Origin of the sequence: Lentzea alba, from assembly GCF_047445655.1 — a bacterium.
GTDB classification, from domain to species: domain Bacteria; phylum Actinomycetota; class Actinomycetes; order Mycobacteriales; family Pseudonocardiaceae; genus Lentzea; species Lentzea alba_A.
In genome coordinates this window covers 148,805-172,950 of sequence record NZ_JAJAEG010000006.1, presented here as the reverse complement: position 1 = coordinate 172,950, position 24,146 = coordinate 148,805, and the positions used below count along the sequence as shown (strand labels likewise).

Genomic DNA, 24,146 nt, shown 5'->3' with positions numbered 1-24,146 from the left:
CAGCCGGTACGTAACCTGGTGAAGTGCGAACAAGGCCCACTCTGACCTGGTCTCCGTCAGGCCCGTCGCTGCCGCGCACCTCCACCCTCGACGACGTGATCCCGATCGTCGCCGACGGTGGTGTGCTGGTGCTCAGCGGCGCGGGCCTGTCCACGGAGTCCGGCATCCCGGACTACCGCGGCGAGGGCGGGTCCCTGCGCAAGCACACCCCGATGACCTACGAGGAGTTCACGACGAGCGCCGCGGGCCGCCGCCGCTACTGGGCCCGCAGCCACGTCGGCTGGCGCACCATCGCCCGCGCCCACCCCAACGCGGGCCACCACGCCGTACACCGTTTGTCCTCGAAGTTGTCCGGCGTCATCACCCAGAACGTCGACGGCCTGCACCAGGCCGCGGGCTCCTCGGACGTCGTGGAACTGCACGGCGGCCTGGACCGCGTGATCTGCCTGGACTGCAGGCTGCTCTCCCCGCGCCTGGACCTGGACCGCCGCCTGCGGGAGGCGAACCCTTCGTTCGCCGCCACGACCAACGAGATCAACCCGGACGGCGACGTCTTCCTGCCCGAGGAGGCGGTGCGCGGCTTCGAGGTCGTCGACTGCCTGGAGTGCGGCGGTGTTCTCAAGCCGGACGTCGTGTTCTTCGGCGAGAACGTGCCGCGCCCGCGCGTCGAGCAGTGTTATGAGCTCGTCGACAACGCCCGCTCGTTGCTGGTGCTGGGCTCCTCGCTGACGGTGATGTCCGGGCTCAGGTTCGTGCGGCGCGCCTCCGCAGCCGGTCTGCCGGTCGTGATCATCAACCGCGGTGAGACGCGCGGCGACCCGTACGCATCACTGCGGGTGGACCTGCCGCTCGGCAAATCGCTCACATCGCTGGCGGAGGTCGTTCTACAGTCCGGGAATGGTGACCTTCCCGGTCGATGACGTCACGCCCGTCACGGACGCCCTGCCCACTCGCCCGACAGCCGACCTGTTTCCCGGTGCTCGGGCGGTGGGCGGTGACGCACGGGTGCTCAAGCCCAACGGCGTGCACCCGCTGCTGCACGCGGTCGGCAAGGCGTTCGCCGAGCACCGGCCGCTGGTCCTGTCACCGGACGCGGTGTGGCTGACCATCGCGCGGGGCATCGCCGATCACGTGAAGCAGCACGCCGAGGAACTGCGGCCGGTTCTGGTCGGCCACGAGGGCAAGGAACGCCTCACGGTGCTCTACGGTCCGGACGACACCTGGGACACCGTCGTGGAGCGCCTCTCGAAGCAGATCGGCGACACGATCTTCGAGTGCGACTTCAGCACGAGCACCGCCGTCGAACGCCTGGCCGGCCGCATTGCCATGCTCGACGCGTACTCGCCCTACTTCGGCTACTGGATGGTCGCGATCTGCGGCATCCCGTCGATCACCCTCACCGGGACGCCGGACGACTGGCGCGAGATCCGTGCGCGGCTCGCCTACCTGCCCCGGTTCGGGTTGGAGCGCTGGTGCCGTTCCCTCGTCCTGATCATCGACGAGTTCGTCCGCGCCGCCGAAGGCAACCCGGACACGGCGTTCTGGAAGCGCATCTACAACCCGATCGACGCATACGGCGCCGAGGTTGTCACCGGATGGATCACACGCTTCTACCCGTACCTGGAGGTCTCCGTCAAAGGAACCGTGCCGAACCACATGCTCGACCTCCCGGTCGGTGAACCGCGCGAAAGCACCAGGCCGGGTATCGACACCCGATCCGTGCCGGCCACGCTGTGCCGTGCGGTGATCAACGTCAATGACGGCAGCGACATCAGCGCGGTTGCGGTCGACGCGGGTCTGGTCGGGGTCACCCGGCACGAGGACGGCGCACTGGAGCCCGTGGCGGGCTGGGCGGTGGTAGCTGCTCCACCGAGCATCGAGGCGGTGCTGGACCGCATCGCCGCCGAGCACGAGTGGGAGCCTTCCCTTCCAACCGGGGAGACGGTGGAAGCGGCCGGGCACGAGATCAGCCTGTTCGACCGGGTGCAGGGCGGCGGCGAGCTGATCGCGCTCTACGGACGTTTCGGCACGGTGTCGCTGCACGGCGGCGCGTGGCGGCTCCGCGAGAACAGGGCACGCCGTTACGAGTCCGTCGGCAATCATTCGGTCGACGTGGTGTTCGACCTCGCGGACGGGCGCCTGGTCGGCGAGGTCGGCGACTTCCTCACCGGCCTGAGCCACTGGGTGATCTTCCGCCCCGGCGATCGTGCCGAGGACGTCCCGGTGCTCGGCACGTCCCTCGCGATGCTGCTCGAATCGGTGCTGGACCACGGCGAGGTCGACCACCTGGAGACGATCAAGCTCGTCGACGTGGAGATGAGTTACGAGGACTAGTTCTCCGCGCGCCAGCGGTCCAAAACCCGCCGCTCGCGCTTCGTCGGCCGCCCCGCACCCCGGTCCCGCTGCGCGATCGGCAGCTCCTTGGGCGGCGGGGGAGTGCGGTCGATGAAGCACGTGGCCGCGTCCGCCGCGCCGACCCGTTTCTGGATCACGCGGACCACCTCGACGATCCGGGTCCGGTCGCCGACGCGGGCTCGGACCTGGTCGCCGGGCACGATGGTCGCGGAGGCCTTCACGGGCTTGTCGTTGACGCGCACGTGGCCGCCCTTGCACGCCGCCGCGGCGTCCGGGCGGGTCTTCGTCAGCCTGACCGCCCACAGCCAGCGGTCGATGCGCGTGGACTCCACCCCGACATCATGGCACTCTCGAAGATCATGAGGATCCTGGCGGTCGCCCTCACCCTCGCCGCGTCGTTCACGCCCGTCGACCCGCTCGGTGAGCTCACGGACCTGGCCGTGAAGCGCGTCCAAGTAGCGGACCTGGTGGCAGCGGCCAAGTTCGGCACACCCCAGCCCATCGACGACCCCGTGCGCGAGAAGCAGGTGCTCGACACCGTCCGCGTGAAAGCACAACAGCTGAGCCTCGACCCCGAGAACGCCGCGACGTTCTTCCGCGCGCAGATCGAGGCGAACAAGCTCGTGCAGCGCCGCCTCTACGCGCGCTGGACCGAGCACCCGGAGGAAGTGCCGACGCGACGCCCCGACCTGGGCACCGAGGTGCGCCCGATCCTGGACCGGCTCACGACGGACGTCCTGGCCGAGCTCAAGGACACCGAGCAGCTTCGCCGTCCCGGCCTCAGGTGCGAGATCCACGCCACGATCGCGGAACGGTCAGCGGTGGTCTTGCACCGCCTCGACCGGTTGCACGAGAACGCACTGGCCGAGGCGATGCGAACGGTCTGCACCGAGAACTAAGCCTCCACTGTGGACTGCAGCCCGAGCATCCGGGCCAGCCCTGACAGTTCGAGCACCCGTGTCACCTGAGGCGACGCGGCGGAGAGCCTCAGCCGGCCCGCCGCGGCCGACGCGCGGGCGTGTCCGCGGACCAGCGCGGACACTCCGCTGGAGTCGCAGAAGGTGACGCCGGTGAGGTCCAGCACGACGTGCCGGTGACCGTGGTCGAGGAGGCGGTCGAGGCGGGTGAGCAGCCGTTCCGCGCCTGATGTGTCGAGTTCCCCGGAGAGGGTGAGCACGGTGTAGGCAGGTGACGACTCGGAAGCCGTGACGACGAGCATCCCGCACAGGTACCCGGAGAAGACCGATCGGAAACCGGTCCGCTGAACGGATTCCAGGTTGTCGGGCCAACCCCGGCAGGAGTTCCCTCGAAGTACCGCTGAGAGGGGATCCCACGTGCGCGTCCTGCTGACCTCGCTGCCCATCCACTCCCACCTCACCCCGGCCGTCGCGCCGCTGGCACAAGCACTGCGAGACAGAGGCCACGAGGCGGTCATCGCGACCGGACCGGCGATGGGGCACCTCGACCACACGGTCACGCTCCCGGACGTGCCGGCGCCGTCCGACTTCGGCCCGCCGCCGTGGATCCCGGAACGCGACGGCGTGCTCAAGGTGCCGCTGTTCGCTCACGACCTGGTCGTCAAGGCCGCCGCGAACATCCTCGACTTCGCCAGGAACTGGAAGCCGGACGTGATCCTGCGCGAGACCAACGAGTACGGCGGCCAGATCGCCGCCGAGGTGCTCGGCATCCCGCACGCGTTGCTCGAAATCGCCCCGTTCGCCCCGCACGAGATCCCGGACCTGGGCGAACAGATGGACAAGGTCCGCGCCAGGTTCGACGTCAGCGCGACCGAGCCGAGCTTCACCGCGGGCCTGACCCCGCCGTCCTGGCACCCCTCCCAGCACCACTACCGGGTGCCGATCAAGCAGGAGACCTGGGAGAAGGCCCCGGAGATCGTCGCGACCTTCGGTACCAACGCCGGCCTGCTGATGAGCGGCTCGAAGCTCCCGCACCTCGTGGTCGAGGCGCTCGGCAAGGTCGCGGCCCGCTCGGTCGTCGCGATCGGCCGCGGCGACTGGACCGGACCGCGGCCCTCGAACGTCCGGCTCGAACCCGAGATCCCGCAGCAGCAGCTGCTCGGCACCGCCAAGGTGTTCGTGACGCACGCGGGCTACAGCAGCGTCCGGGAGGCATTGACCGCGGGCGTGCCGATGACGTGCATTCCGCTGTTCGCCGATCAACCCCGCAACGCGGCCCGAGTCGAAGATCTCAAAGCCGGTGTGTCAGTGGAAGTAAAGGGACTGACTGCCACCGTTCTCGCTGAACGCATTCAGCACGTGCTGGAGACGCGGGCTTACTACGACAAGGCTGAGAAATTCTCAGGGGAGATGGCCGCACTGCCCGTGTTCACGGAGATTCCGGACCATCTCGTATCCGCTGTGTGACGACGTTTTGGTTTTGGTCAAAAGCTTCGACGGTATTTTCGTCCGTCTGGAGACTGGTGTTGGGGCAGGTGCTTGTTGGGGAGAACAGGTCGCCTGAACGAGGGGAAAACAGGGGGAAATATGAAGAGGCACGTGCGCGACAGTTTCTTCGTCGTGGGCGAAGGTGTGCTGGAATTCGGTGACAACGGTGAGGCCACCACGCGTCAGCCCTCCACGGCGGAGGAGTTGCGCAGGTTCCGGTTCTCGCGGCTGGGGCCGAAAGGCGAACGGACGGACGAGGAGATTCGCGTCGCACTCGCGACCGCGATCACCGCCGACGTCCCGCAGCCAGACTCGGAGGACCCGGCCGTCCCGGCGGGGTTCACCTACCTCGGCCAGTTCGTCGACCACGACCTGACCATGGACCGCACCGAGTCGCAGCTCGGCCAGGACGTCAACCTCGACGAGCTCACGCAGGGCCGTTCGCCCGCGCTGGACCTCGACTCGGTCTACGGCCGCGGCCCGCGCGACAAGGACGACCAGGTCTTCTACGCCGAGGACGGCGTGAAGCTCAAGGTGGGCACGACGACGCCGGTCCCGTTCCCGGACGAGGGCACCAACGTGCCGTTCGAGGGGTTCGACCTGCCGCGCCGCGGTGGCACGGCGGGCACGGCGGCGGATCGGCGGCTCCCGCTGATCCCGGACGCCCGCAACGACGAGAACCTCGCGGTGGCGCAGACGCACCTCGCGTTCATCCGCTTCCACAACCGCGTGGTCGACGAGCTCGCGCTCACCGGCCTCACGGGTGAGCGGCTGTTCCGCGCCGCCAAGGAGCTCGTGGTGCGGCATTACCAGTGGATGTTGAAGACCGACCACCTGCCGCGGATCATCGACCCGGAGATCGTGGACGACGTCTTCACCAACGGCCGCAAGTTCTTCGAGGTGCCCGGCAAGTGGTACCGGCGCGACAACGCGCCGACGATGCCGATCGAGTTCTCGGTCGCGTCGTACCGCTTCGGACACAGCCAGGTCCGCGGCGCGTACCAGTGGAACCGCGTGTTCCGCTCGGGCGGCCCGGTCGGGATCGCGACGTTGTTCCAGCTCTTCACCTTCACGGGTGTGAGCGGCAACTTCGACCCGTCCTCCGCGCTGCCGATCGACCTCGACGACGTGAACCGCGGTGAGATCTTCACGCTGCCCAGCAACTGGATCGCGGACTTCCGCCGGCTCTACGACTTCACCGAGGCCGACCGGGAGGACCTGGTCGCACCGGAGGAGTTCGACGGCGGCAACGTCACCAAGCGGATCGACACGCTGCTGGTCGACCCGCTGAAGGCGCTGCCGGCCGGCACGTTCGGCGGCCGCGGCACGCAGTTCCGGGAGATCGAGCGCAACCTCGCGTTCCGGAACCTGACCAGGGCCTCGATGATGGAGCTCGCCTCGGGCCAGCAGATCGCCGAGCTGTTCGGCGTCGAGCCGCTGACCGAGGAGGAGATCCTCGTCGGCAACGGCGGCGCCGTCGTCGAAGGCCTGTCGGACGAGCAGAAGGCCCAGCTCGTGGCCGCGACCCCGTTGTGGTTCTACATCCTGCGCGAGGCCGAGGTCGGCAACGGCCTGATGGGCCCGGTCGGCGGCCGGATCACCGCGGAGGTCTTCCACCGCGCGATGGAGGGCAGCCGGATCTCGATCGTGCGCTCGCCGTACTGGCGGCCCACGCTCGGCCCGGACTCCAGCACGTTCCGCATGGTCGACCTGCTGCTGTTCGCCTTCGAGGGCAAGGCCGACCTGCTGAACCCGCTGGGGGACCCGCCCAGCAACTGATCTCCTTCGCTTCTCCTGTCTGGCTGGGTGGTGGCAGTCAGACAGGAGAGGGAGATCGATGTTGCGTCCAGGAATTACCCGCCGCGGCAGCACCGAGGAACGCGTTGTGCGGTTCGCCGGTGAGACAGGAATTCCGCTGCTGCGAGCTGGACTCGGGGTCGTGTACCTCTGGTTCGGCGTGCTGAAGCTGTTTCCCGGTGGCAGCCCTGCCGAGGATCTCGTTCAACGCACGGTCTCCGCGCTGACGTTCGGGATCATCCACGGGGATTTGGCGAGAGTGAGTGCCGCGATCACCGAAATCGGGATCGCACTGGTTCTGCTGAGTTTCCGCGTGCCTTTGGTGACCGCGGCCTTGCTGGTCGGACACGTGGTGCTGGTGTCAACGCCGTTGGTGTTGTTCCCGGCCGAGATGTGGCACGGACCACTGCAGGCGTCGTTCGAAGCTCAGTACATCCTGAAGAACCTGGTGACCGTCGCCGCCGCGGTGGTCATCGCCTCATCGCACCCGCGGGTGCGATGACGCGGGAGCCGTTCGATCACCGGATCGGGCGGCTCCCGCTTCTGTATGGTGATCTCCATGGGGAGAGCGCTGGGGGCGCTGGCCGTGCTGCTGCTGTTGTTGTTGTGCACGGCATGTGGCCAGGTGAAGCAACCGAAGGGCGACGGGGTCTATCCGATCGACACGGCTGCACCGCAGTTGACGGTGCCGACGAGCGTGCCACCTACCGGTCCGTGCACGGTGCAGGAGGAAGTGCGGCCGCCGGCGACCGAGACCGTCGCGGCGGCTCCCACCGGTGGCGCCACTCCGGACGTCGCGCCGCACCAGGCCGAGAACAACCGCTGGAAGCAGCGCAAACCGTTGAGCGCACAGGGTGTCCAATCGGGACGCGACGTCCTCGCTAAGATCCGTCCGGAGCTGGAGCGGATCTGCGGGTCGGGCGACTTCTCCGTCGATGCAACGAAGAAAGCGCTTGCCGCGTTCAAGCCGTTGGTCGAACAGGCCGCGTCCTACGCGACCGGGGTCTCGTTCACCATCACCGTCGAGAACGGGCCGACCGAGCGCACCACCTGCGTGTTCGGGAGCCTGCAGCCGGGCGCGGTGTGGGTTTCCGTGGACGGCACGAACGGTGAGGGCAGCTGCTACACACCGAAGACGCACTGACCGGCACAGGGGCTGGTCAGCGTGAACACCCAAGTGGGGGAGTGAATGAAGCTCAAGCGGTTCACCGTGCTGTGCACCGCGCTCACGTTGACGGGTGCCGCACTGGCACCGGTCGCCAGCGCCCAGAACGACGAGGCGTACGGCAACCCGTTGGCGGAGCGGCTGCGTGAGGCGATCGCCGCGCAGAACTTCAAGGACGTCATCGACCTGACGCCGCCGGAAGAGGGCGGCACGGCGAGAGCGTTCAGCGAGAACGAGAAGTACGACCAGAGCCCGGCCGAGCTGATGAACCGCGCCCGGGCGCGGATGGCGCTGGCGGCGGGCAAGCCGTTGCACCAGACGCCGAACATGGACGCGGCGATCATCGAGCTCGACCCGTTCGGCCGTCCCAAGTCGGTGGCGAACGTGCTGCTCAGCCCGCAGTACCCGAACGGCGTCGTCGTTCCGGTCAAGAACAAGGGCCTGTCCACCGACAAGGTGCGGTACCGCTGGTGGGACGACACCGAGTGGGACGTCAACGGCGGCAAGGGCACGCGTGACGTGCTGGCCGGCCGGGAGAACGCGCCGATCGACTTCTCCTCGCCGTACCCGGCGTCGGTGCTGAAGCTGATGGTGGGCTTCGGCGTGCTGCGGCTGGCCGACGCGGGCCGCATCGACCTGGACGCGGACTACAACTACAACCCGAACCCGGTGCGCCCCGCGTGCGGCGGGCCGACGGTGAAGAAGATCCGTCAGCACTTCGACGAGATGATCACCAAGTCGCAGAACGAGTCCACCTGCGCGCTGATCAAGCTGATCCACGACCTGAAGGCGTGGGACGAGGTCAACCAGACGTTCGTCGACCTCGGCATGCCGACCCTGATGGTCACCGGCACGATCCCGGAGAACGGCGGCCGCTGGATCGGCTCGAACATGAGCGGCCTCGACACCGCGAAGCTCCTGCTGCTGATCAACGGCGGCGGGGGCGTGCTGTGGACGACGGACAAGGGCAAGGCCGTCACCCGCAACGAGCTGTTGCCCACGTCCCGGAAGTTCTTCCAGGACACGCTGCTCGGCCAGGGCCACAACGAGATGCTGTCCACCTCGAACTGGTGCGGCCGCGACTACCCGGTCCAGGGCATCCCGCAGCAGGTGCCGGCGCGCTGGATCAAGGCGGACGGCACCGTGACCGTCGGCGACGCGGTCTACGACCGTGACGTCCGCCCGTGCAACGAGGCCGCCGAGGTGTCCTTCGCGCACAAGACCGGCTGGGTCGACACCACGGGCTCCGACGCGGGCATCGTGAAGTCGTTCCGGGGCAAGGACAAGCGGAACTACATCGTCGTGGTCTTCTGCAACCTCGGCACCGACTACGTCGACGCCGACCGCCCGGCCGACCCGCCGGGTGTGTTCCCCGTGCTGTACACGCAGAAGTACGCGAAGCTCGGCAAGGCGATCGACAACATCATGAAGAACCTGTAGTCGGACGCGCACGCTCGCACCACAACGGAACGCCGTCCCGCTTGGGGCGGCGTTCCTGCGTGTCACGGGCCTGTGGTGACGCCATGCCGACCGACTCCGAAGTGAGTCGTGCGCGGCCGAGCCAGGGGAGCGGCCGCGCCGCCCATGAGTCTCCTCGGCAACGCCCTGATCCCGGCACCGCGGTCGTGTCACACGGCCGCGGTACCGATCAGCCCGTTGCGCGTGACTCGCTCCGCGAGTTCGGCTTCGGTGAGGTGCTCGGTGCCTTCTGGCCGCTTCGGCAGCACCATGTACCGCGACTCGGCGTTCGCGTCCCACACCTGGATCTTCGTGCTCTCCGGCAACGTGAGCCCGAACTGCTCCAGCACCTCGCGCGGGTGACTGACCACCTTGGACCGGTAGGCCGGGCTCTTGTACCAGGTCGGGGACGGTCCGAGCAGCGCGATCGGATAGCAGCTGCAGAGCGTGCACACGATGACGTTGTGCACGTCTTCGGTGTTCTCCACGACGTGCAGCCGTTGCACCTGCAGTCCGCCGCCCATCGACAGCCCCACGTCCGGGAGCGCGTCGTTGGCGTTGTCGAGCAGGCGTGCTTTGAAGTCGTCGTCGACCCACGCCCGCGCCACCACCCGGAAACCGTTGGCAGGCGTGGCTTTGTGTGCGAACGCCTCCAGCGCGCGGTCCAGCTCGGTGGCGTCCAGCAGCCCCTTCTCCTCCAGGGCCGCTTCGAGCTCGCGCACCCGTGCCGCGATCGGGGAGTCGTCGTGGTCGTCACTCATCGCTGAGGTAGTCCTCCCAAAGAGACAGCGTCACGTCGTGGTCCCCCCGCCCGAACAGCTCCTGTGCGCTGAACCGCACCAGGTACACCGGCTGCGGCCGCTCGACTCCCTGCGCGCGCAGGTCCGCCAGCGGATGCACGCCGTCGGTGCCGATCACCGTGCCGGTCCGGCCGCGGGCGTAGCGCGGCAGCCGGGTGTGGTGGTCCGGGTCCACAGTGGACGTCCTGACCCGGTCACCGGTCGCGTACCGCTCAGACATGGCCCTTCTCCTTGAGCAACGTCTGAATCGCCCGGAACCAGTTCTCGTAGTACGACGACTCGTGCGACATCGTCCGCTCGACCGCGTCCCGGAACTCGTCGAGGTTGTAGAGCCCGCGCCCGATCAGCGCCCGGTTCATGGCGAAGACGTGCGCCTCCCAGTCGGCGTGGAACATCGGCTCGTCGAGCTCCTCCAGCACCGGTCCGAAGCCGTCCTGCCCGCCGACGTCGTTGATCCTCGGCATCTCACCTCCTGCGCTCAGCCAGATTCTGCGCCGCCTCCGCCCAGTTGGGGAAGTGGAACTCGAATCCGGCCTCCTTCAGGCGGTTCGACACGACCCGCCGGCTCTTGAGCAGCAGCTCGGTGTCGCTCCTGATCGCGAACGCCCCGATCTCGGCCATCCACCTGGTCGCGGGCAGACCGATCGGTACCCGCCAGGCCTTGCGGAGGTCGCGCATGAAGTCTTTCTGCGGCAACGGGTTCGGTGCGGCGAGGTTGACCGCGCCGCTGATCGGTTCCCTGATGAGCAGGGCGATCGCGCGCACGAGGTCCTCGTCGTGCAGCCACGACACGTACTGCCGCCCACCTGCTATCGGTCCGCCGAGCCCGAGCCGCGTCAGCCACGACAGGTAGTCGAACGCACCGCCCCTGTCCGGGCTCATCACGATCGCGGCTCTCAGAGCGACCTTGCGCGTGTTCGGCGTGTCGGCCTCGTTCAGCTCGGCTTCCCAGCGCTTGGCGATCTCGACGCTGTACGCCCAGTAGCCCGGCACGTCCTGTTCTTTGCCGCCGATGATCCCGGTCGCCTCGTCGTTCGGTGCGTCGAACCGGTGCTCGTAGATCGTCGCCGTGCTCATCTGCAACCAGACGGCGGGCGGGTCGTCCGCCTTGGCGATGGCCTCACCGACGATCCGCGCCGAGTCCACGCGCGACCGCATCATCTGCTGGAGGTTCTCCGCCGTGTACCGGCAGCTCACGCTGCGGCCGGCCAGGTTGATCACCACGTCGGCGCCGTCGATCTCGCTTGCCCACGGGCCCAGCGTCCGGCCGTCCCAGCGGACGTTGCTGTTGCGGCTGATGATCACCACTTCGTGGCCCGCCGCGGTCAGTGCGCGGTTCAGGACGCCGCCGATCTGGCCGGTGCCGCCTGGAATCACGATCTTCATCTTCTTGCCCCCTCGCGGCTGACGCTAGCCCCGGCAAGCTGAGAGTCCGCTCAGGCCGGGTGGCGGGTTGCGAGGGCCGGGTGGCGGTTGCGCAAGCAGGCACGGCTTCGCCTTTCACCGACCCGGGTTTCTGTGGACTTGTTTCGTAGGTGGTTGCGGGGCGTGGTCCGGTGCCTTGCGTGTTGCGCCGGTTGAGTGGGTGGTCGCCAAGGGGCGGGTTGCGTTGTCGACAATCCATAGGGATCCCGAGTTGTTCGTGTCGCCGAAGCGTGAAAACTAGCTCTGGCACGGTTTCCGTGATGACCCCAGTGTCTGACGCGCAAGCCGAGTAGTTGATCATTGTCGGCGTGTGTTGATCTTGATCTGGTTGGAGTGCTCTGGCCGCATCTGGCCTGCGTGCGTATCGACGCGGTGGCGGCATCGGGCCCTGTAGTGCGGGTTGAGGCCCGGACCAATGCGGCGCCGACGGCGTGTCCGAGCTGCGGCACGATGTCGGGCCGGGTGCACAGTCGCTACTACCGTCAGCTGTCCGACACCGCAGCCGCGGGTCGAGAGGTTCTGGTTCGGCTGCAGGTCCGGCGGATGTTCTGCGACAACACCGACTGCGCCAGGAAGACGTTCGCCGAGCACGTGCCCGGCCTGGCCGATCGGTACGCCCGCCGGACCGCGCTGCTGCAGCAGGTGTTGTGCGCGGTGGCGTTGGCGTTAGGAGGCCGTGCGGGTGCGCGGCTGACCCGGCAGCTGGCCGCGTCGGTCAGCCGGATGACACTACTGCGCATCGTGCGTGGCCTGCCCGACCCCGAACCACCCACGCCACGAGTGCTCGGGGTCGACGACTTCGCCCTGCGCCGCGGCCACCACTACGGCACATTGCTGATCGACATCGAGACCCGCCGGCCGGTCGACGTGCTGACCGACCGCACCGCGCAGACGGTGGCCGACTGGATGCGCGCTCACCCCGGCGTGGAGATCGTCTGCCGGGATCGAGCCGGCGCCTACGCCGAGGGCGTCCGCGACGGCGCGCCGGACGCGGTGCAGGTCGCCGACCGGTGGCATGTCTGGCGCAACCTCGCCGACGCGGTCGAACGCGCCGTCGCCCGGCATCGGGGCTGTCTGGTCGCCGCGCTGACCATCAAGTGACAGCGATGTCGAGGACACGGGCGTGGTCGCTGATGGTGAGAGCCCATGTGATGCCGGTGACCACCGCGAGGCTGCGACGCCCACCGAGCCGAGTGATCGGACGGATCGGTGGGCGGTCCGAGCGCGGGAACGGCACGCAGCGGTGCACGCGCTACTCACCGAAGGTGTTGGTATCAGGGCAATCTGCAGCCGCTAGGTCTCTCACGCGGTACGGTCCGCCGGTTCGCCCGCGCCGGCACGGTCGAGGAGTTGCTGACCCGCAATGGAACCGGGCGACGGCCCAGCCTGCTCGAAGAGTTCAAGCCCTACCTGCACCAGCGCTGGAACGCAGGGTGCACCAATGCCGCCGTGCTGTTCGCCGAGATCACCGCCCGTGGCTACCGAGGAGGTCAATCCCTTGTGCGCCACTACCTGCACCAGTTCCGCACCAAAGTGCACATTCCCCGGCCGCCGCGCACACCGCCATCGGTCCGCCAGGCGGTCTGCTGGATCATGACCGACCCGGCCAAGATCGACTCGGTCGACCAAGCGAAGCTGGACGCCTTCCTCGCCACCAGTCCTCAGCTGACGGAGTTGGTCGCCCACGTCCGCGCGTTCGCCACCATGATGTGCTCGCTGCGCGGCCAGGACCTAGAGGCGTGGATGACCGCGGTCGACGCCGACGAACAGCCAGAACTTCCGTCGTTTGTCCGCGGTCTGCGTCGCGACCAGGATGCGGTCACCGCCGGACTCACGCTGCACTGGAACAGCGGGATCGTCGAAGGTCACGTAAACCGGCTGAAGATGCTCAAACGCCAGATGTTCGGCCGCGCCAAACCCGACCTACTCCGCAAACGCGTCCTGCTCACCGAGTGATCGGACGGGCCAGATCACGGAAACCGTGCCAGAGCCACGATTCGCGCGCCGTTGACAGTTCGCAACCCGACAGGATCGAGCCGACTGTCCCTCCGGCACATCGGTTACTTCTTAGAACGGCGGTAGGTCGCCGAGCACTGGTTCTGGATCTCGCTGGTATTTCTTCCCCGCCGGGCTGCGGAAGCAGAACCGACCTGGCTTCGGCTGGGTGACTTCCCAGGCCGTGCGGTGTTTCACGCGGTGATGGTGTTTGCAGAACGGGCCGAGGTTCGCCTCCGACGTCGAGCCCAGCGGGAACGGGACCGTGTGGTCGAGTTCGGACTTGTGGGCCTGGCGCATGCAGCCGGGGAACCGGCAGGTCTGATCCCGTATCCACACGAACCGCTTCAAGGCTTTCGGCGGCCGGTAGGTACTGGTGCCGAACTCCAGCGGCTCCCCGGTCACCGGGTCGGTCAGCAGGCGCCGCCAGGTCGCGTCTCCGGCGAGTTCGCGGGCCAGGTCGGCGGTGATCGGGCCGTGGCCCGCCAGTTCGCCCGGCTGCTCGGACAAGCCCATCAGCGTTGCCGCCGACACCGTCACGTACAGCTCGACCTTGACCGCGCTCTCCTTGCCGGGTGTCGCGAGCAGCAAGTCCGCGACCACATCCGCCCGAACCTGATCCAGCGTGCGCGGATCCGTCGGCGTCTTCACCTGGCGGGCGATGGCGTCGACCCGCTGGTAGCAGGCCGTCGCGAGGTGGGCGGGCAGGTAGGTCCAGAACCGGGCCATGTCCTCTTCCATCGCGTCGATTCCCGTGCAGCGCTGGGCTTTGCGCATCTCCGCGCGTTCCTTGTGGCCCTCGGGATCGACGCGCATCACGACACGGTTGGTGAGCTGGCGCATCTGCGCGCCGGTCTGGTCGGGTGCTTTGACCAGCACGCGTTCCTCGACCTGTGCGGCCTGATCGGCTGACAGCGGCACGGTCTTGTCGTAGAGCACGCGGGCCTTGTAGAAGTCGATCTCGCCCTTCTCCAGGGCGTTGAGCGTCTGTGGCAGCTTGGTCACGAGGTCGAGCGACATGGCGATCTGGCCCGTGGTCCACCGCGACGTCCACCGCATCGCAGCGGCGATCTCGGCGTCGAAGAACTCCTCGCCCTCACACGCAATGGCGTAGTCAGCGAGCACTCGCATCGACTGCGCCTGGTGATAGGAGATCTGTTTTTCGTGATAAGCGAGAGCGTCCAGAAACTTGACCTCTTCCATGCTTCCTATTCTATTCTTGATCAAATCAAAGAATAACCAAACGGTGCTGCACGATCGGGTGAACCTGCAGGTCAGGCGCCATCGGGATCGTGTGCTTTCTTCTCTCTAGAGAATGTCATGAGGGGTGTTGTGCAATCAGCACCAGGGCGTCGAGCACTCGCCACCAGTCGTGCTCGCTTGCATTGACGACCGTCCCAAGTGCGGCCAAAGCGGCAATGACATCCTCGGGACTTGTCTCAAGCGCGACCACCGCACGCCGAAACCGCTCGGTCCGCCGCAACCGGACAAGCGACGCGGGCATCGGCACAGGTTCGGGCGACGCTTCTCCGAACGAGATCCTGAGCGACGTTCCCAGCGCGCCGGCCAGCCGGGCAAGCGCCCCGGTCGTGGGATTCCCTCGACCGTTCTCGAGGTTCGCGATGTACGGCACGGAGAGTCCGGCATCGGCGGCGACGGAGGCGACAGTCCGGCCACTGGCCTGGCGAAGGGTGCGGAGTGCAGGTCCGAGAGAGTCCACGGCAAGTATCTTGACAGAACACAGACTGCAAGCAAGTGTCTTGTGAGTATGAGTGCCTGGGGGATGAGGGACTTCCGGTTCCTGTGGGGTGGGCGGGCGATCAGCCTGCTCGGATCGTGGTTGCTGGTGGTGGCGGTGCCGGCGCACGTCTACGCGTTGACCGGCTCGGTGTTCGCGACCGGTCTGACGCTGGCTGCGGAGTACCTGCCGGCGTTGCTGCTCGGACCGATCGCCGGAGTGCTGGTCGACCGGTGGGACCGGCGGCGGGTCATGATCGTGGCTGACCTGTTCCGGGCTGGTGCGGTCGCGGCGATGCTGATCGGTACGCCGGCCGCGATCTACGTGGCCGTCATCGCGGAAAGCGTTGGGGCGGTGCTGTTCCGGCCCGCCGCGCAGGCGCACGTGCCGGCCGTGGTGGGGACCGGCGAGCGACTCACGAGCGCCAACTCGTGGAACGCCGCCACGGACGGCGTGGTGCGCCTGATCGGACCACCGCTCGGGGGAGTTCTGCTGGTGTGGGCCGGGTTCGAGGTGTTGATCTGCCTGGACGTCGCCAGTTATCTGGTGTCGGCCGCGGCGATCGCTCTCACCCGCAGGCGAAAAGCGATTCGGCAAGAGCGCGTGACGTTCGACTTCAAGGTGTTCAAGCAGCTGAAGCTGGCGCGGGTGTTGTTGCCGTTGAGCGGTGTGTTCCTCCTGGCCAACGCGGCGCTGAGCGCGTTGCTGGTGCCGTTCGGCGTCCGGAACCTCGGTGGCAGCGCGCAGGTCGGGTTCGTCCTGTCCGCACTCGGGATCGGGTTTCTGGGCGGGGCGGTCCTGGCCAGGTGGCTCGGCAGGATTCAGCTGAGGACCGCACTCGCGGCGGCGCAGCTGGCGACGGCCGGTGGGTTCGCAGTGCTGTTCAGCGCCCACGACCTCACCACCGCGATGATCGCCGCGACGGTGATCGGGATGTTCGGATCGGTCACGGTGGTGGCCCCGCAGACGGCGTTGCAACGGGTGGCGGACAACGCGCACCTGGGCCGGATCAGCGCGGCTTTCCTCGTGGTGGAGGCTTTTGCGACGCTCACCGGGGCATTGGCGGGGCCGTGGCTCGCAGAGAGCGCTTCCCTGCACTTCGCGGCCATGACCGCGGCGGCGATCACCGCGATCGGAGCGTTGGCCGCCGCCGTGACCGTGCCGCGGGTTATGCTCGCCACAAAACGCTCAAACGAACAGGTGGACGCCCATGCGTGAGCCCAGCGAGGTGCGACGGCAGCGGATTCTCGCGGTCGTGGCGTCGCGGGGCACCGTCAGGGTGAGCGATTTGGCGAGTGAGCTGGACGTGTCGATCGTGACGATCCGGCGTGACGTCGAGGAGCTCGCCCGCCAGGGACGCCTGCGCCGCGGGCACGGCGTGGCGAGGACTTTGACGCCGGTCGAGCAGCCCAAGCCGGCCCAACCGGCGAACGGGGCCGTGGCGCTCGTTGTGCCGGAACGCCACACGTACCTGTACGAGACGATGAACGGCGCACGCACGGTGCTCGAAGAAGCGGGCGTGCGCGTCGTTCTGCACATCGCGCCGCAGGTCACCGGTGCCGAGCAGCCGATCGTGGATCGGGCGCTCGCCGAACCGGTGCAGGGCCTGCTCATCGCGCCGAGATGGCGGACTCACGAAGAGGAGACGGCCGACGACTGGCTCGCCGAGACCGGGGTGCCGACCGTCCTCATGGAACGCCGGCCGAGCGGCCACCTGAGGGCGATGAACTCGGTGTGTTCGGACCACTGGTACGGCGTGCACCTGGCCGTGAAGCACCTGACGGACCTCGGGCACCGACGGATCGTGCTGGCCGCACGCGACGACAGCCCGACGGCGCGCGCGGTGCGCAAGGCGTTCAAGGAGATCTCGGCCGACCTCGAAGACGCGATCACGGTCCGCAGCTCACCGGACGTCGGACTGGCCGAGATCCTGAGGAAGCACAAAGCGACAGCGGCGATCATGCACGGCGACGTCGACGCGTTGATGCTGGTCCAGCAGCTGGCTGACGCGGGCATCGCGGTGCCGGAAGACTGCTCGGTGGTCGCGTACGACGACGTGGTCGCGGCGCTCGGCAGCATCCCGCTGACGGCGATCGCACCGCCGAAGACCGAGGTCGGCAAGGTGGCCGCCCGGCTGCTCCTCCAGCAGCTCGAAAGCCCAGGCCGCAGCACCGAACGCATCGAGCTGCTGCCCGGGTTGAAGGTCCGCTCATCGACTGAGCGTTTGACCGTTTCTTGACGTAAAACCGATCAGGCGATCAGGATGCGGACATGCGCCTGAGTCGTCGCACACTCCTCGCGGCGGGCCTCACGGCACCACTGGCGGCCTGTTCCACCCCGCAACGCCGCGGTGCCGGAGGCCCGGTTGAGATCACGTTCTGGTCGGCCCTGCGCGGTAGCCAGCAGGTCGTCGACGCGTTCAACTCCACGCAGAACCGCATCAGGGTGATCTTCCAGCAGATCCCCTCCGGCGGGCAGGGCGGCTACGCGAAGCTCAGCAACGCGGCACGCGCGGGCAACGCGCCCGACGTCGCGACCATCGAGTACCCGCAGGTGCCCGGTTACGCCATCGACGGCGTCGCGCGGGACATCACCGACCTCGTCACCGACCGTCTCAAGCAGAAGCTGCTGCCGCAGGCGCTCAAGCTCACGACGTTCGACAACCGCGTGTTCAGCGTCCCCCTCGACATCGAGCCGATGGTGCTGCACTACCGCGCGGACCTGTTCGAGGCCAACGGTTTCGAGATCCCCCGGACCTGGGAGGAGTTCACTTCGCTCGCCCGGCAGGTCAAAGCGAAGTTCCCGAACAAGAAGCTCGTGCTGTTCCCGACCGACGGCGCCATGCAGTTCGCGTGCTTCGCCTGGCAGGCCGGCGCGAAGTGGTTCGACACGGGCAACGGCAAGTGGCAGGTCTCGCTCGCCGACGGGCCCACGCGCGAGGTCGCCGATTACTGGCAGGGCCTGATCGACGAGGACCTGGTCTTCCGCAACGCGAGTGACAGCAAGCAGCACGACGCCCAGGTCGGCCAGGACCTCGTGTTCACCAGGCTCAGCGGAGCCTGGGACGCGGGTGCCCAGATGCGAGCGCGCCCCGGCCAGAAGGGCAAGTGGCGCATCGCCCCGATGCCCGTCTGGGACCAGCCCGCGGTCGGCACGCACGGCGGTTCGACGTTCGCCGTCACCAAGGACTCCCAGCAGCCCGAGGCGGCCATGGAGTTCATCGAGTGGCAGACCACCCACCCCGACGCGCTCACGGCCCGGTTGAAAAGCGGTACCAGCAGCCAGTATCCGGTCGCGCCCGGCCTGGTCGAGGCGGGCGCCAAGGCGTTCCCCGCCGAGTACTACGGCGGCCAGGACATCTACCGGCTCTTCAAGCAGGAGGCCGACAAGATCCGTGACGGCTGGGTGTGGGGCCCGCGGATGACCGCCACCCAGCGGGTCATGCAGGACGGCTTCGCGAAGGCGGGCGCCGGTGAGGGCACGCTGATCGACGCGGTCAGGGAGGCCCAGCGCGGCACCATGCCCGACCTCAAGGCGCTCGGACTGTCCACAGAGGAGGTTGAGCGGTGAAGGGCAGACTCGCCTGCGCTGTCCTCATGGCGCCGTTCTTCCTGTTGCTCGTCACGGTCTTCCTCATCCCGACCGGCACCGCGATCTGGCTCAGCTTCTTCGCCCAGGACCAGCCGGGGCTCGGGTTCGGCCCGGAGAGCACGGTCTTCGTCGGCCTGCGCAGCTACGTCGCGGTGCTGAGCGACCCGACGTTCCTGGGCGGCCTCGTCACCGTCATCCTCTACTGCCTGATCTACATCCCGCTCATGGTCGTCGGCGCGCTCACGCTGGCGCTGCTGCTGGACTCCGGCGTCGCGAAGCTGCGCTCGTGGGCGCAGATGGGCCTCTACCTGCCGCACGCCGTCCCCGGCATTATCGCGGCCCTGATCTGGCTCTACCTCTACACCCCTGGTCTCAGTCCGATCATCGACCTGTTCGCCAAGGGCGACATCCACATCAACTTCCTCGGCATCAACACCGTGCTGCCGTCGATCGTGAACATCGCCCTGTGGAGCAACCTCGGCTACAACATGGTGATCTTCTACGCGGCTCTCCAGGCCGTGCCGCGCGAAGTCCTGGAGGCGTCGGTCGTCGACGGCGCGGGCCCGGTGAAGCAGGCCCTGCGCATCAAGACCCCGCTGGTGCGCGGCGCGATCGTCACGGTCGGCATCTTCACGTTGATCTGGGCGCTGCAGCTCTTCACCGAACCCGTGCTGCTCAGCCAGTCCACCCCGATGATCAGCGCCCGCTTCTCGCCGAGCATGTACATCTACGACGCCGCCTTCACCCGCAACAACTACGGCCTCGCCGCGGCCGCGTCCGTGATCCTGCTGGCCTTCACGGTCGCGCTCTCCTACGGCGTCACCCGCTGGACGAACAGGAAGGCCGCCTGATGACCCTCCTCGGCCGCACCACGGTCAACGTCGTAGTCGGCGTCGCCGTGCTCTACACCCTGCTGCCGGTCCTCTGGCTGTTGCTCGCCGCCACCAAGAACGTCGACGCGCTGTTCCAGAGCGACCTGTTCTCCTTCAGCAACTTCTCGTTCGTGGACAACGTCAAAGAGCTCTTCGCGATGGACAAGGGCCTCTACAGCCGCTGGTACCTCAACAGCATCCTGTACGCGGTCATCGGCGCGGCCGCGAGCGCGTTCATCTCGATCGCGGCGGGCTACGCGTTCGACAAGTACTCGTTCCGTCACAAGGAAAAGCTCTTCGGCCTGGTGCTCGCCGCCGTGATGGTGCCGCAGACCGTGCTCGCGCTGCCGCTGTACCTGATGGCGTCCGAGGCGGGCCTGGTCAACACGTTCTGGGCGGTGTTCATCCCGGCGCTGTTCAACCCGTTCGGCGTCTACCTCGGCCGGATCTTCAGCCAGGGCTACGTGCCGGACGAGGTGCTGGAGGCGGCCCGCATCGACGGCGCCGGCGATCTCGGCACCTACTTCAAGGTCGCGCTGCGGATGCTCGGCCCTGGCATGATCACGTTGTTCCTGTTCCAGCTCACCACGATCTGGAACAACTTCTTCCTGCCCATGGTGATGCTGTCCGACCAGAAGCTGTACCCGGTGAGCCTCGGCCTCTACCAGTGGAACAGCTCGGCCACGGTGTCGCCCGAGTACTACCCGGTGGTGATCATGGGATCGCTCTTCGCCGTGCTGCCGCTGATCCTCGCGTTCATGCTGCTGCAACGGTTCTGGCGCGCCGGGATGACCGCGGGAGCCGTCAAGTGAGGGCTGCGGGCGCGATGTCGTTGGACGCCGTCACGTCCGTCCTCGCGCCCGTCCTCCACGATCTCCAGGCGATCTGCTCCTTCGGCCCGGTCGTGCAGGATCTTGACGAGCTTCCGGACGTCGACCTGCTCGTCACCGGCTGGGGCTGCCCGCCGATCACCGCGTCGGTGCTGGACCGGTTGCCCCGGTTGAAGGCGATCGTGCACACCGCCGGTTCGGTGCGCGGCTTCGTCACGGATGCGTGCTGGGATCGCGGCATCGTGGTGTCCTCGGCCGCGTCGGCCAACGCACTGCCGGTCGCCGAGTACACGCTCGCGATGATCCTGTTGAGCGGCAAGCGGGTCCTGGAGCGTGCGCGTTCGTACAAGGCCGCCAAGTCGATCGACTACTACGACATCCCCGCGACCGTCGGGAACTTCGGCGCCACTGTCGGCATCCTGTCGGCGTCGATGATCGGCCGGCGGGTGATCGAGCTGCTGCGGCCGTACGATTTCCACGTGCTGGTGCACGACCCGTTCGTGACCGAAGTGGACGGTGCCGAGTCCGTGTCGCTGCCGGAGTTGTTCCGGCGCAGCGACGTGGTCAGCGTGCACACGCCGTTGCTGCCGGAGACGCGCGGTCTGGTCAGTCGCGAGCTGCTGGGGTTGCTGCGCGACGACGCGGTGCTGATCAACACGGCTCGTGGGGCTGTGGTCGACCAGGACGCGTTGGTTGGGGAGGTCGGGCGGATCCGGGCGGTGCTGGACGTGACGGATCCCGAGGTGTTGCCTGCGGATCATCCGTTGTGGAGCAGCGAGAACGTGCTGATCACGCCGCATCTTGCCGGGTCGCAAGGCAACGAGTGGGGGCGCCTCGGACGTCATGCGGTCGAGGAGGTGCGGCGGTGGGTCAACGGGGAGCCGTTCTTGACGCCGGTGCCCGCGGAGAAAAGGGAACAGATCGCGTGATGCCGCTGACGAGGCCACGAGTGCCTGTGGATCGATGGGGACCGGATGGCGTGATGCTGCCTGACGAGCAACGAGGGGACCGTATCGCGTGAAACTGCCTGAAGACGACCGCACCCTCAGCCCGCACACCGGCTTCACCCGCGACCACTGGGTGGCCACCGCCGACGGCCTCCTCGACGCCGCCTGGCGGTACGCCTCCCCGGACCAGGCGTTCCTCGACCTGCCCGGCCGCCCCTCCCGCAGCGGCGTGCGCTCCGACGGCCTGGAGGGCTACGCCCGCACGTTCCTGGCCGCCGCCTTCCGCACCGCGCACGGCGACGACCCGCACAACTGGCTGGAGCGCTACGCCGCCGGCCTCGTCGCGGGCACGGCGGGGGAGTGGCCCGCGATCACCGACGTCGGCCAGCCGATGGTCGAGTCGGCCTCGGTCGCACTGGGCCTGCGCCTGACCAAGCCGTGGCTGTGGGACAAGCTCTCAACCTCACAGCAGGACCGGGCAGAAGCCTGGCTGCGAGAGGCGCTCCGACACGTCCCTGCGGCCAACAACTGGTACTTCTTCCCGTACACCGTCGCCGCCTTCCTGGAGTCGGCCGGCCGCGGCGACGACGAGACCCGCCAAGCGAAACGCCGCGCGATGGACCTGCTGGAAGGCTGGTACCGCGGCGACGGCTGGTACTCCGACGGCGACGGCCGCGCGTTCGACCACTACAACGGCTGGGCCCTGCACCTCTACCCGGCGCTCGACGCGTTCCTCGACGGCAACCCGATCACCACACACCTGAAAGAACACCTGGAGAGCTTCCACCTGCTGTTCGGCGCGGACGGCGCCCCGATCTACTTCGGACGGTCCCTGACCTACCGGTTCGCGGCGGCCTCAGCCATCGCACTCGGCGCGGTCACGGGCGACACACCACTGAGTCCAGGCCACTCCCGCCACCTCATCAGCAACTGTCTCAAGTACTTCCTCGACCGCGGCTCGCTCACCGGCGGCCTGCTGAACCTCGGCTGGCACGGCCCGCACGAGGCCACGCTCCAGCCCTACTCGGGGCCGGCGTCGCCGTACTGGGCGTCCAAGGCGTTCGTGTGCCTGCTCGCTGACGCGGATCATCCACTGTGGACCGCGGCCGAAGAGCGTTCCGACGAGAACCAAACGCTTGCGCTCCCCGGACCAGGCCTGCTGATCCAGAAGCACGACGGCGTGACCAGGCTGCACAACCACGGCAGCGACCACGTCCGGCCGTTCGAGGGCGAGTACGCGACCGAGGACGACCCGCTCTACAGCCGTTTCGCCTACTCGACCGTCACCGGGCCGACGTCCGCGAAGAACCCCTCCGACAACCACGTCAGCCTCGTGATCAGGGGCGATCGCAGCGTCCGCCGCAGGATCCACCCGTTGGGCGCGCGGGACAACTGGGCCGCGTCCTGGCACCGGCCGGTGTTCGACGCGCACCAGCCGATGGTGCCGGGGCTGCGGATCGAGAGCGTCACGGCCGTGTGGGACGACCAGGAGCTGCGGATCCACCGGGTGATCGGGGCACCGCCCGGCACGCGGGTGGAGCTGACGGGGTGGGCGACTGACCTGCCGTCACCGCTGGTCAACGTCAGGGGCTGGACGGGTGTGGGGTGGCTGACCGCGCCTCAGGGCACAGCATTCAACCCGCAGGTGAAAGTTCCGACGCTGACCGCGGAAGTCGAAGGCACCGTCACCCTCGCCGCGGTCGCCGTCCTCGGAGGCACTGTCCAGGAAGCGGACTGGGAGGCCCGCGTCGAGGAGATCCTCAGGCTGACTCTCGACGCACCAACGTCGTAGGCAGAATCAACGACGTCGGCGTGTCCCCGTCGATCAGCCGCAGCAACATCCGGGTCATCTCCCGCCCCAACGCGTCGATCGGCTGCCGCACGGTGGTCAACGCCGGCGTCGTGTGCTGCGCCGTCACGATGTCGTTGAACCCCACCACTGCCACGTCCCCGGGCACCTGAACCCCGCGACCCGCCAGCACCGACAACGCCCCGGCAGCCATCGCGTCCGACGCCACGAACACCGCGTCCAGGTCCGGGAACCGGTCGAGCAGCGAGGTCATCGCCGCAGCCCCACCGGCCTCGCTGAAATCGCCGTGCGCGACCCGCGAGTCGTCGAGCCCGGCCAGCACCACGGCCTCGCGATACCCGAGATACCGCGCGACACCGACGTGCTGGTCCTGCGCCCCGGTGATCGTCGCGATCCGCCGCCGCCCCGACGAGATGAGGTACTCGACGGCCTCCCGGGCCCCACCGCGGTTGTCCGCGTCGACGTAGTACCGCGGTTCGGAGTCCAGCGACCGGCCACCGTGCACCACCGGCAGCCCGCTGGACTCCGCGAGCGCCGACAGCGGGTCGTTCTCCTTCAACGCCAGCAGCATCACGCCGTCCGCCGCCCGGGACCGGAAGATCCGCGACAGCCGCGCCCTGCCCTTCTCCGACGCCGCCAGCACCAGCTGCAGCTCCAGGTCGGTCTCCTCGACCACCGCGTTCACCCCGGTGACGACCTGTGCGAAGAACAGGTTCGCGAACAGCCCCGGATCGTCGCTGGAGATCGCCAGCACGACCGACCCGCGCCGTTGCCCGGCCAGCGACTGCGCGGTCTTGTTCGGCACGTAGCCCAGCTCGTCGATGGCGCGCTCGACCGCGTCGCGGGACTTGCGGCTCACGTGTGGAGCGTTGTTGATCACCCGCGACACGGTGCCGATGGACACTCCCGCGTGTTTTGCCACGTCGTCGACGGTCACCGGGCGGTTGGACATGCTCAT

26 protein-coding genes are annotated in these 24,146 nt (G+C 68.0%); 17 read left to right on the top strand and 9 right to left on the bottom strand.

What is annotated here, in order from left to right:
• Positions 1–23: 23 nt before the first annotated feature.
• Complete coding sequence (locus LFM09_RS11775; RefSeq protein ID WP_414096407.1) at positions 24–920, top strand: NAD-dependent protein deacetylase; 897 nt, start codon at positions 24–26, stop codon at positions 918–920.
• Complete coding sequence (locus LFM09_RS11770; protein ID WP_414096406.1) at positions 898–2,334, top strand: DUF4419 domain-containing protein; 1,437 nt, start codon at positions 898–900, stop codon at positions 2,332–2,334. The genes LFM09_RS11775 and LFM09_RS11770 overlap by 23 nt, the downstream gene beginning before the upstream one ends.
• On the opposite strand, the gene LFM09_RS11765 is transcribed toward LFM09_RS11770, so the two are convergent.
• The gene (locus LFM09_RS11765; RefSeq protein WP_414096405.1) at positions 2,331–2,687 is read right to left on the bottom strand and encodes an RNA-binding S4 domain-containing protein; all 357 of its coding nucleotides are present in this window, start codon (positions 2,685–2,687) and stop codon (positions 2,331–2,333) included. The genes LFM09_RS11770 and LFM09_RS11765 overlap by 4 nt on opposite strands.
• A 27-nt stretch (positions 2,688–2,714) precedes the next feature.
• Between LFM09_RS11765 and LFM09_RS11760 the strand changes: the two genes are divergently transcribed.
• Positions 2,715–3,254 (top strand): chorismate mutase, encoded by a 540-nt coding sequence (locus LFM09_RS11760; RefSeq protein ID WP_414096404.1) that lies wholly within the window; start codon positions 2,715–2,717, stop codon positions 3,252–3,254.
• On the opposite strand, the gene LFM09_RS11755 is transcribed toward LFM09_RS11760, so the two are convergent.
• Complete coding sequence (locus LFM09_RS11755; RefSeq protein ID WP_414096403.1) at positions 3,251–3,574, bottom strand: STAS domain-containing protein; 324 nt, start codon at positions 3,572–3,574, stop codon at positions 3,251–3,253. The genes LFM09_RS11760 and LFM09_RS11755 overlap by 4 nt on opposite strands.
• Positions 3,575–3,689: 115 nt before the next feature.
• Between LFM09_RS11755 and LFM09_RS11750 the strand changes: the two genes are divergently transcribed.
• The 5 genes from LFM09_RS11750 (at position 3,690) to LFM09_RS11730 (ending at position 9,162) form a co-directional block, all read left to right on the top strand.
• Positions 3,690–4,739, top strand: coding sequence for a glycosyltransferase (locus LFM09_RS11750; RefSeq protein WP_414096402.1), 1,050 nt, complete (start codon positions 3,690–3,692; stop codon positions 4,737–4,739).
• A gap of 120 nt (positions 4,740–4,859) precedes the next feature.
• Positions 4,860–6,539: a peroxidase family protein gene (locus LFM09_RS11745; protein WP_414096401.1), complete on the top strand. Its 1,680-nt coding sequence runs from the start codon at positions 4,860–4,862 to the stop codon at positions 6,537–6,539.
• A 58-nt stretch (positions 6,540–6,597) separates the two neighbouring features.
• A complete protein-coding gene (locus LFM09_RS11740) occupies positions 6,598–7,059 on the top strand; it encodes a hypothetical protein (RefSeq protein ID WP_414096400.1) in 462 nt (153 codons plus the stop codon).
• A 57-nt stretch (positions 7,060–7,116) separates the two neighbouring features.
• The gene (locus LFM09_RS11735; protein ID WP_414096399.1) at positions 7,117–7,701 is read left to right on the top strand and encodes a hypothetical protein; all 585 of its coding nucleotides are present in this window, start codon (positions 7,117–7,119) and stop codon (positions 7,699–7,701) included.
• 45 nt (positions 7,702–7,746) lie between these two features.
• Positions 7,747–9,162: a serine hydrolase gene (locus LFM09_RS11730; protein WP_414096398.1), complete on the top strand. Its 1,416-nt coding sequence runs from the start codon at positions 7,747–7,749 to the stop codon at positions 9,160–9,162.
• Positions 9,163–9,350: 188 nt separating this feature from the next.
• On the opposite strand, the gene LFM09_RS11725 is transcribed toward LFM09_RS11730, so the two are convergent.
• Genes LFM09_RS11725 through LFM09_RS11710 form a run of 4 tightly spaced genes read right to left on the bottom strand, consistent with a single transcriptional unit; the run spans position 9,351 to position 11,366 of the window.
• Positions 9,351–9,941: a nitrile hydratase subunit alpha gene (locus LFM09_RS11725; RefSeq protein ID WP_414096397.1), complete on the bottom strand. Its 591-nt coding sequence runs from the start codon at positions 9,939–9,941 to the stop codon at positions 9,351–9,353.
• Entirely contained in the window at positions 9,934–10,200 is a 267-nt protein-coding gene (locus tag LFM09_RS11720; RefSeq protein ID WP_414096396.1) for an SH3-like domain-containing protein, read from the bottom strand. Before LFM09_RS11720 ends, LFM09_RS11725 begins: the two co-directional genes overlap by 8 nt.
• Positions 10,193–10,444, bottom strand: coding sequence for a hypothetical protein (locus LFM09_RS11715; protein ID WP_414096395.1), 252 nt, complete (start codon positions 10,442–10,444; stop codon positions 10,193–10,195). Before LFM09_RS11715 ends, LFM09_RS11720 begins: the two co-directional genes overlap by 8 nt.
• Before the next feature lies 1 nt (position 10,445).
• Complete coding sequence (locus LFM09_RS11710; protein WP_414096394.1) at positions 10,446–11,366, bottom strand: TIGR01777 family oxidoreductase; 921 nt, start codon at positions 11,364–11,366, stop codon at positions 10,446–10,448.
• A 372-nt stretch (positions 11,367–11,738) separates the two neighbouring features.
• Between LFM09_RS11710 and LFM09_RS11705 the strand changes: the two genes are divergently transcribed.
• Entirely contained in the window at positions 11,739–12,506 is a 768-nt protein-coding gene (locus tag LFM09_RS11705; protein ID WP_414096393.1) for an ISL3 family transposase, read from the top strand.
• A 108-nt stretch (positions 12,507–12,614) separates the two neighbouring features.
• Positions 12,615–13,361 carry a transposase gene (locus LFM09_RS11700; RefSeq protein WP_414096392.1) on the top strand — a complete coding sequence of 249 codons (747 nt, stop codon included), beginning with the start codon at positions 12,615–12,617 and terminating at the stop codon, positions 13,359–13,361.
• A gap of 111 nt (positions 13,362–13,472) precedes the next feature.
• Here LFM09_RS11700 and LFM09_RS11695 read toward each other — a convergent pair whose 3' ends face one another.
• Both LFM09_RS11695 and LFM09_RS11690 read right to left on the bottom strand, forming a co-directional pair.
• Entirely contained in the window at positions 13,473–14,603 is a 1,131-nt protein-coding gene (locus tag LFM09_RS11695) for a DUF222 domain-containing protein (protein ID WP_414096391.1), read from the bottom strand.
• A gap of 115 nt (positions 14,604–14,718) precedes the next feature.
• Positions 14,719–15,120 carry a helix-turn-helix domain-containing protein gene (locus LFM09_RS11690; RefSeq protein ID WP_414096390.1) on the bottom strand — a complete coding sequence of 134 codons (402 nt, stop codon included), beginning with the start codon at positions 15,118–15,120 and terminating at the stop codon, positions 14,719–14,721.
• A gap of 48 nt (positions 15,121–15,168) precedes the next feature.
• Here LFM09_RS11690 and LFM09_RS11685 point away from each other — a divergent pair, with 48 nt between their 5' ends.
• The 7 genes from LFM09_RS11685 (at position 15,169) to LFM09_RS11655 (ending at position 23,170) form a co-directional block, all read left to right on the top strand.
• Complete coding sequence (locus LFM09_RS11685) at positions 15,169–16,356, top strand: MFS transporter (RefSeq protein ID WP_414096389.1); 1,188 nt, start codon at positions 15,169–15,171, stop codon at positions 16,354–16,356.
• Complete coding sequence (locus tag LFM09_RS11680; RefSeq protein ID WP_414096388.1) at positions 16,349–17,377, top strand: substrate-binding domain-containing protein; 1,029 nt, start codon at positions 16,349–16,351, stop codon at positions 17,375–17,377. Before LFM09_RS11685 ends, LFM09_RS11680 begins: the two co-directional genes overlap by 8 nt.
• Positions 17,378–17,409: 32 nt before the next feature.
• The gene (locus LFM09_RS11675) at positions 17,410–18,708 is read left to right on the top strand and encodes an ABC transporter substrate-binding protein (protein WP_414096387.1); all 1,299 of its coding nucleotides are present in this window, start codon (positions 17,410–17,412) and stop codon (positions 18,706–18,708) included.
• Positions 18,705–19,580, top strand: coding sequence for a carbohydrate ABC transporter permease (locus tag LFM09_RS11670; RefSeq protein ID WP_414096386.1), 876 nt, complete (start codon positions 18,705–18,707; stop codon positions 19,578–19,580). The genes LFM09_RS11675 and LFM09_RS11670 overlap by 4 nt, the downstream gene beginning before the upstream one ends.
• The gene (locus LFM09_RS11665) at positions 19,580–20,413 is read left to right on the top strand and encodes a carbohydrate ABC transporter permease (RefSeq protein WP_414096385.1); all 834 of its coding nucleotides are present in this window, start codon (positions 19,580–19,582) and stop codon (positions 20,411–20,413) included. The genes LFM09_RS11670 and LFM09_RS11665 overlap by 1 nt, the downstream gene beginning before the upstream one ends.
• A complete protein-coding gene (locus tag LFM09_RS11660) occupies positions 20,410–21,360 on the top strand; it encodes a hydroxyacid dehydrogenase (protein WP_414096384.1) in 951 nt (316 codons plus the stop codon). Before LFM09_RS11665 ends, LFM09_RS11660 begins: the two co-directional genes overlap by 4 nt.
• Positions 21,361–21,448: 88 nt before the next feature.
• Positions 21,449–23,170 carry a DUF2264 domain-containing protein gene (locus LFM09_RS11655; protein ID WP_414096383.1) on the top strand — a complete coding sequence of 574 codons (1,722 nt, stop codon included), beginning with the start codon at positions 21,449–21,451 and terminating at the stop codon, positions 23,168–23,170.
• Here the strand turns inward: LFM09_RS11655 and LFM09_RS11650 are convergent.
• A complete protein-coding gene (locus LFM09_RS11650; RefSeq protein WP_414096382.1) occupies positions 23,139–24,140 on the bottom strand; it encodes a LacI family DNA-binding transcriptional regulator in 1,002 nt (333 codons plus the stop codon). The two genes, LFM09_RS11655 and LFM09_RS11650, sit on opposite strands and share 32 nt — an antisense overlap.
• Positions 24,141–24,146 lie beyond the last annotated feature (6 nt).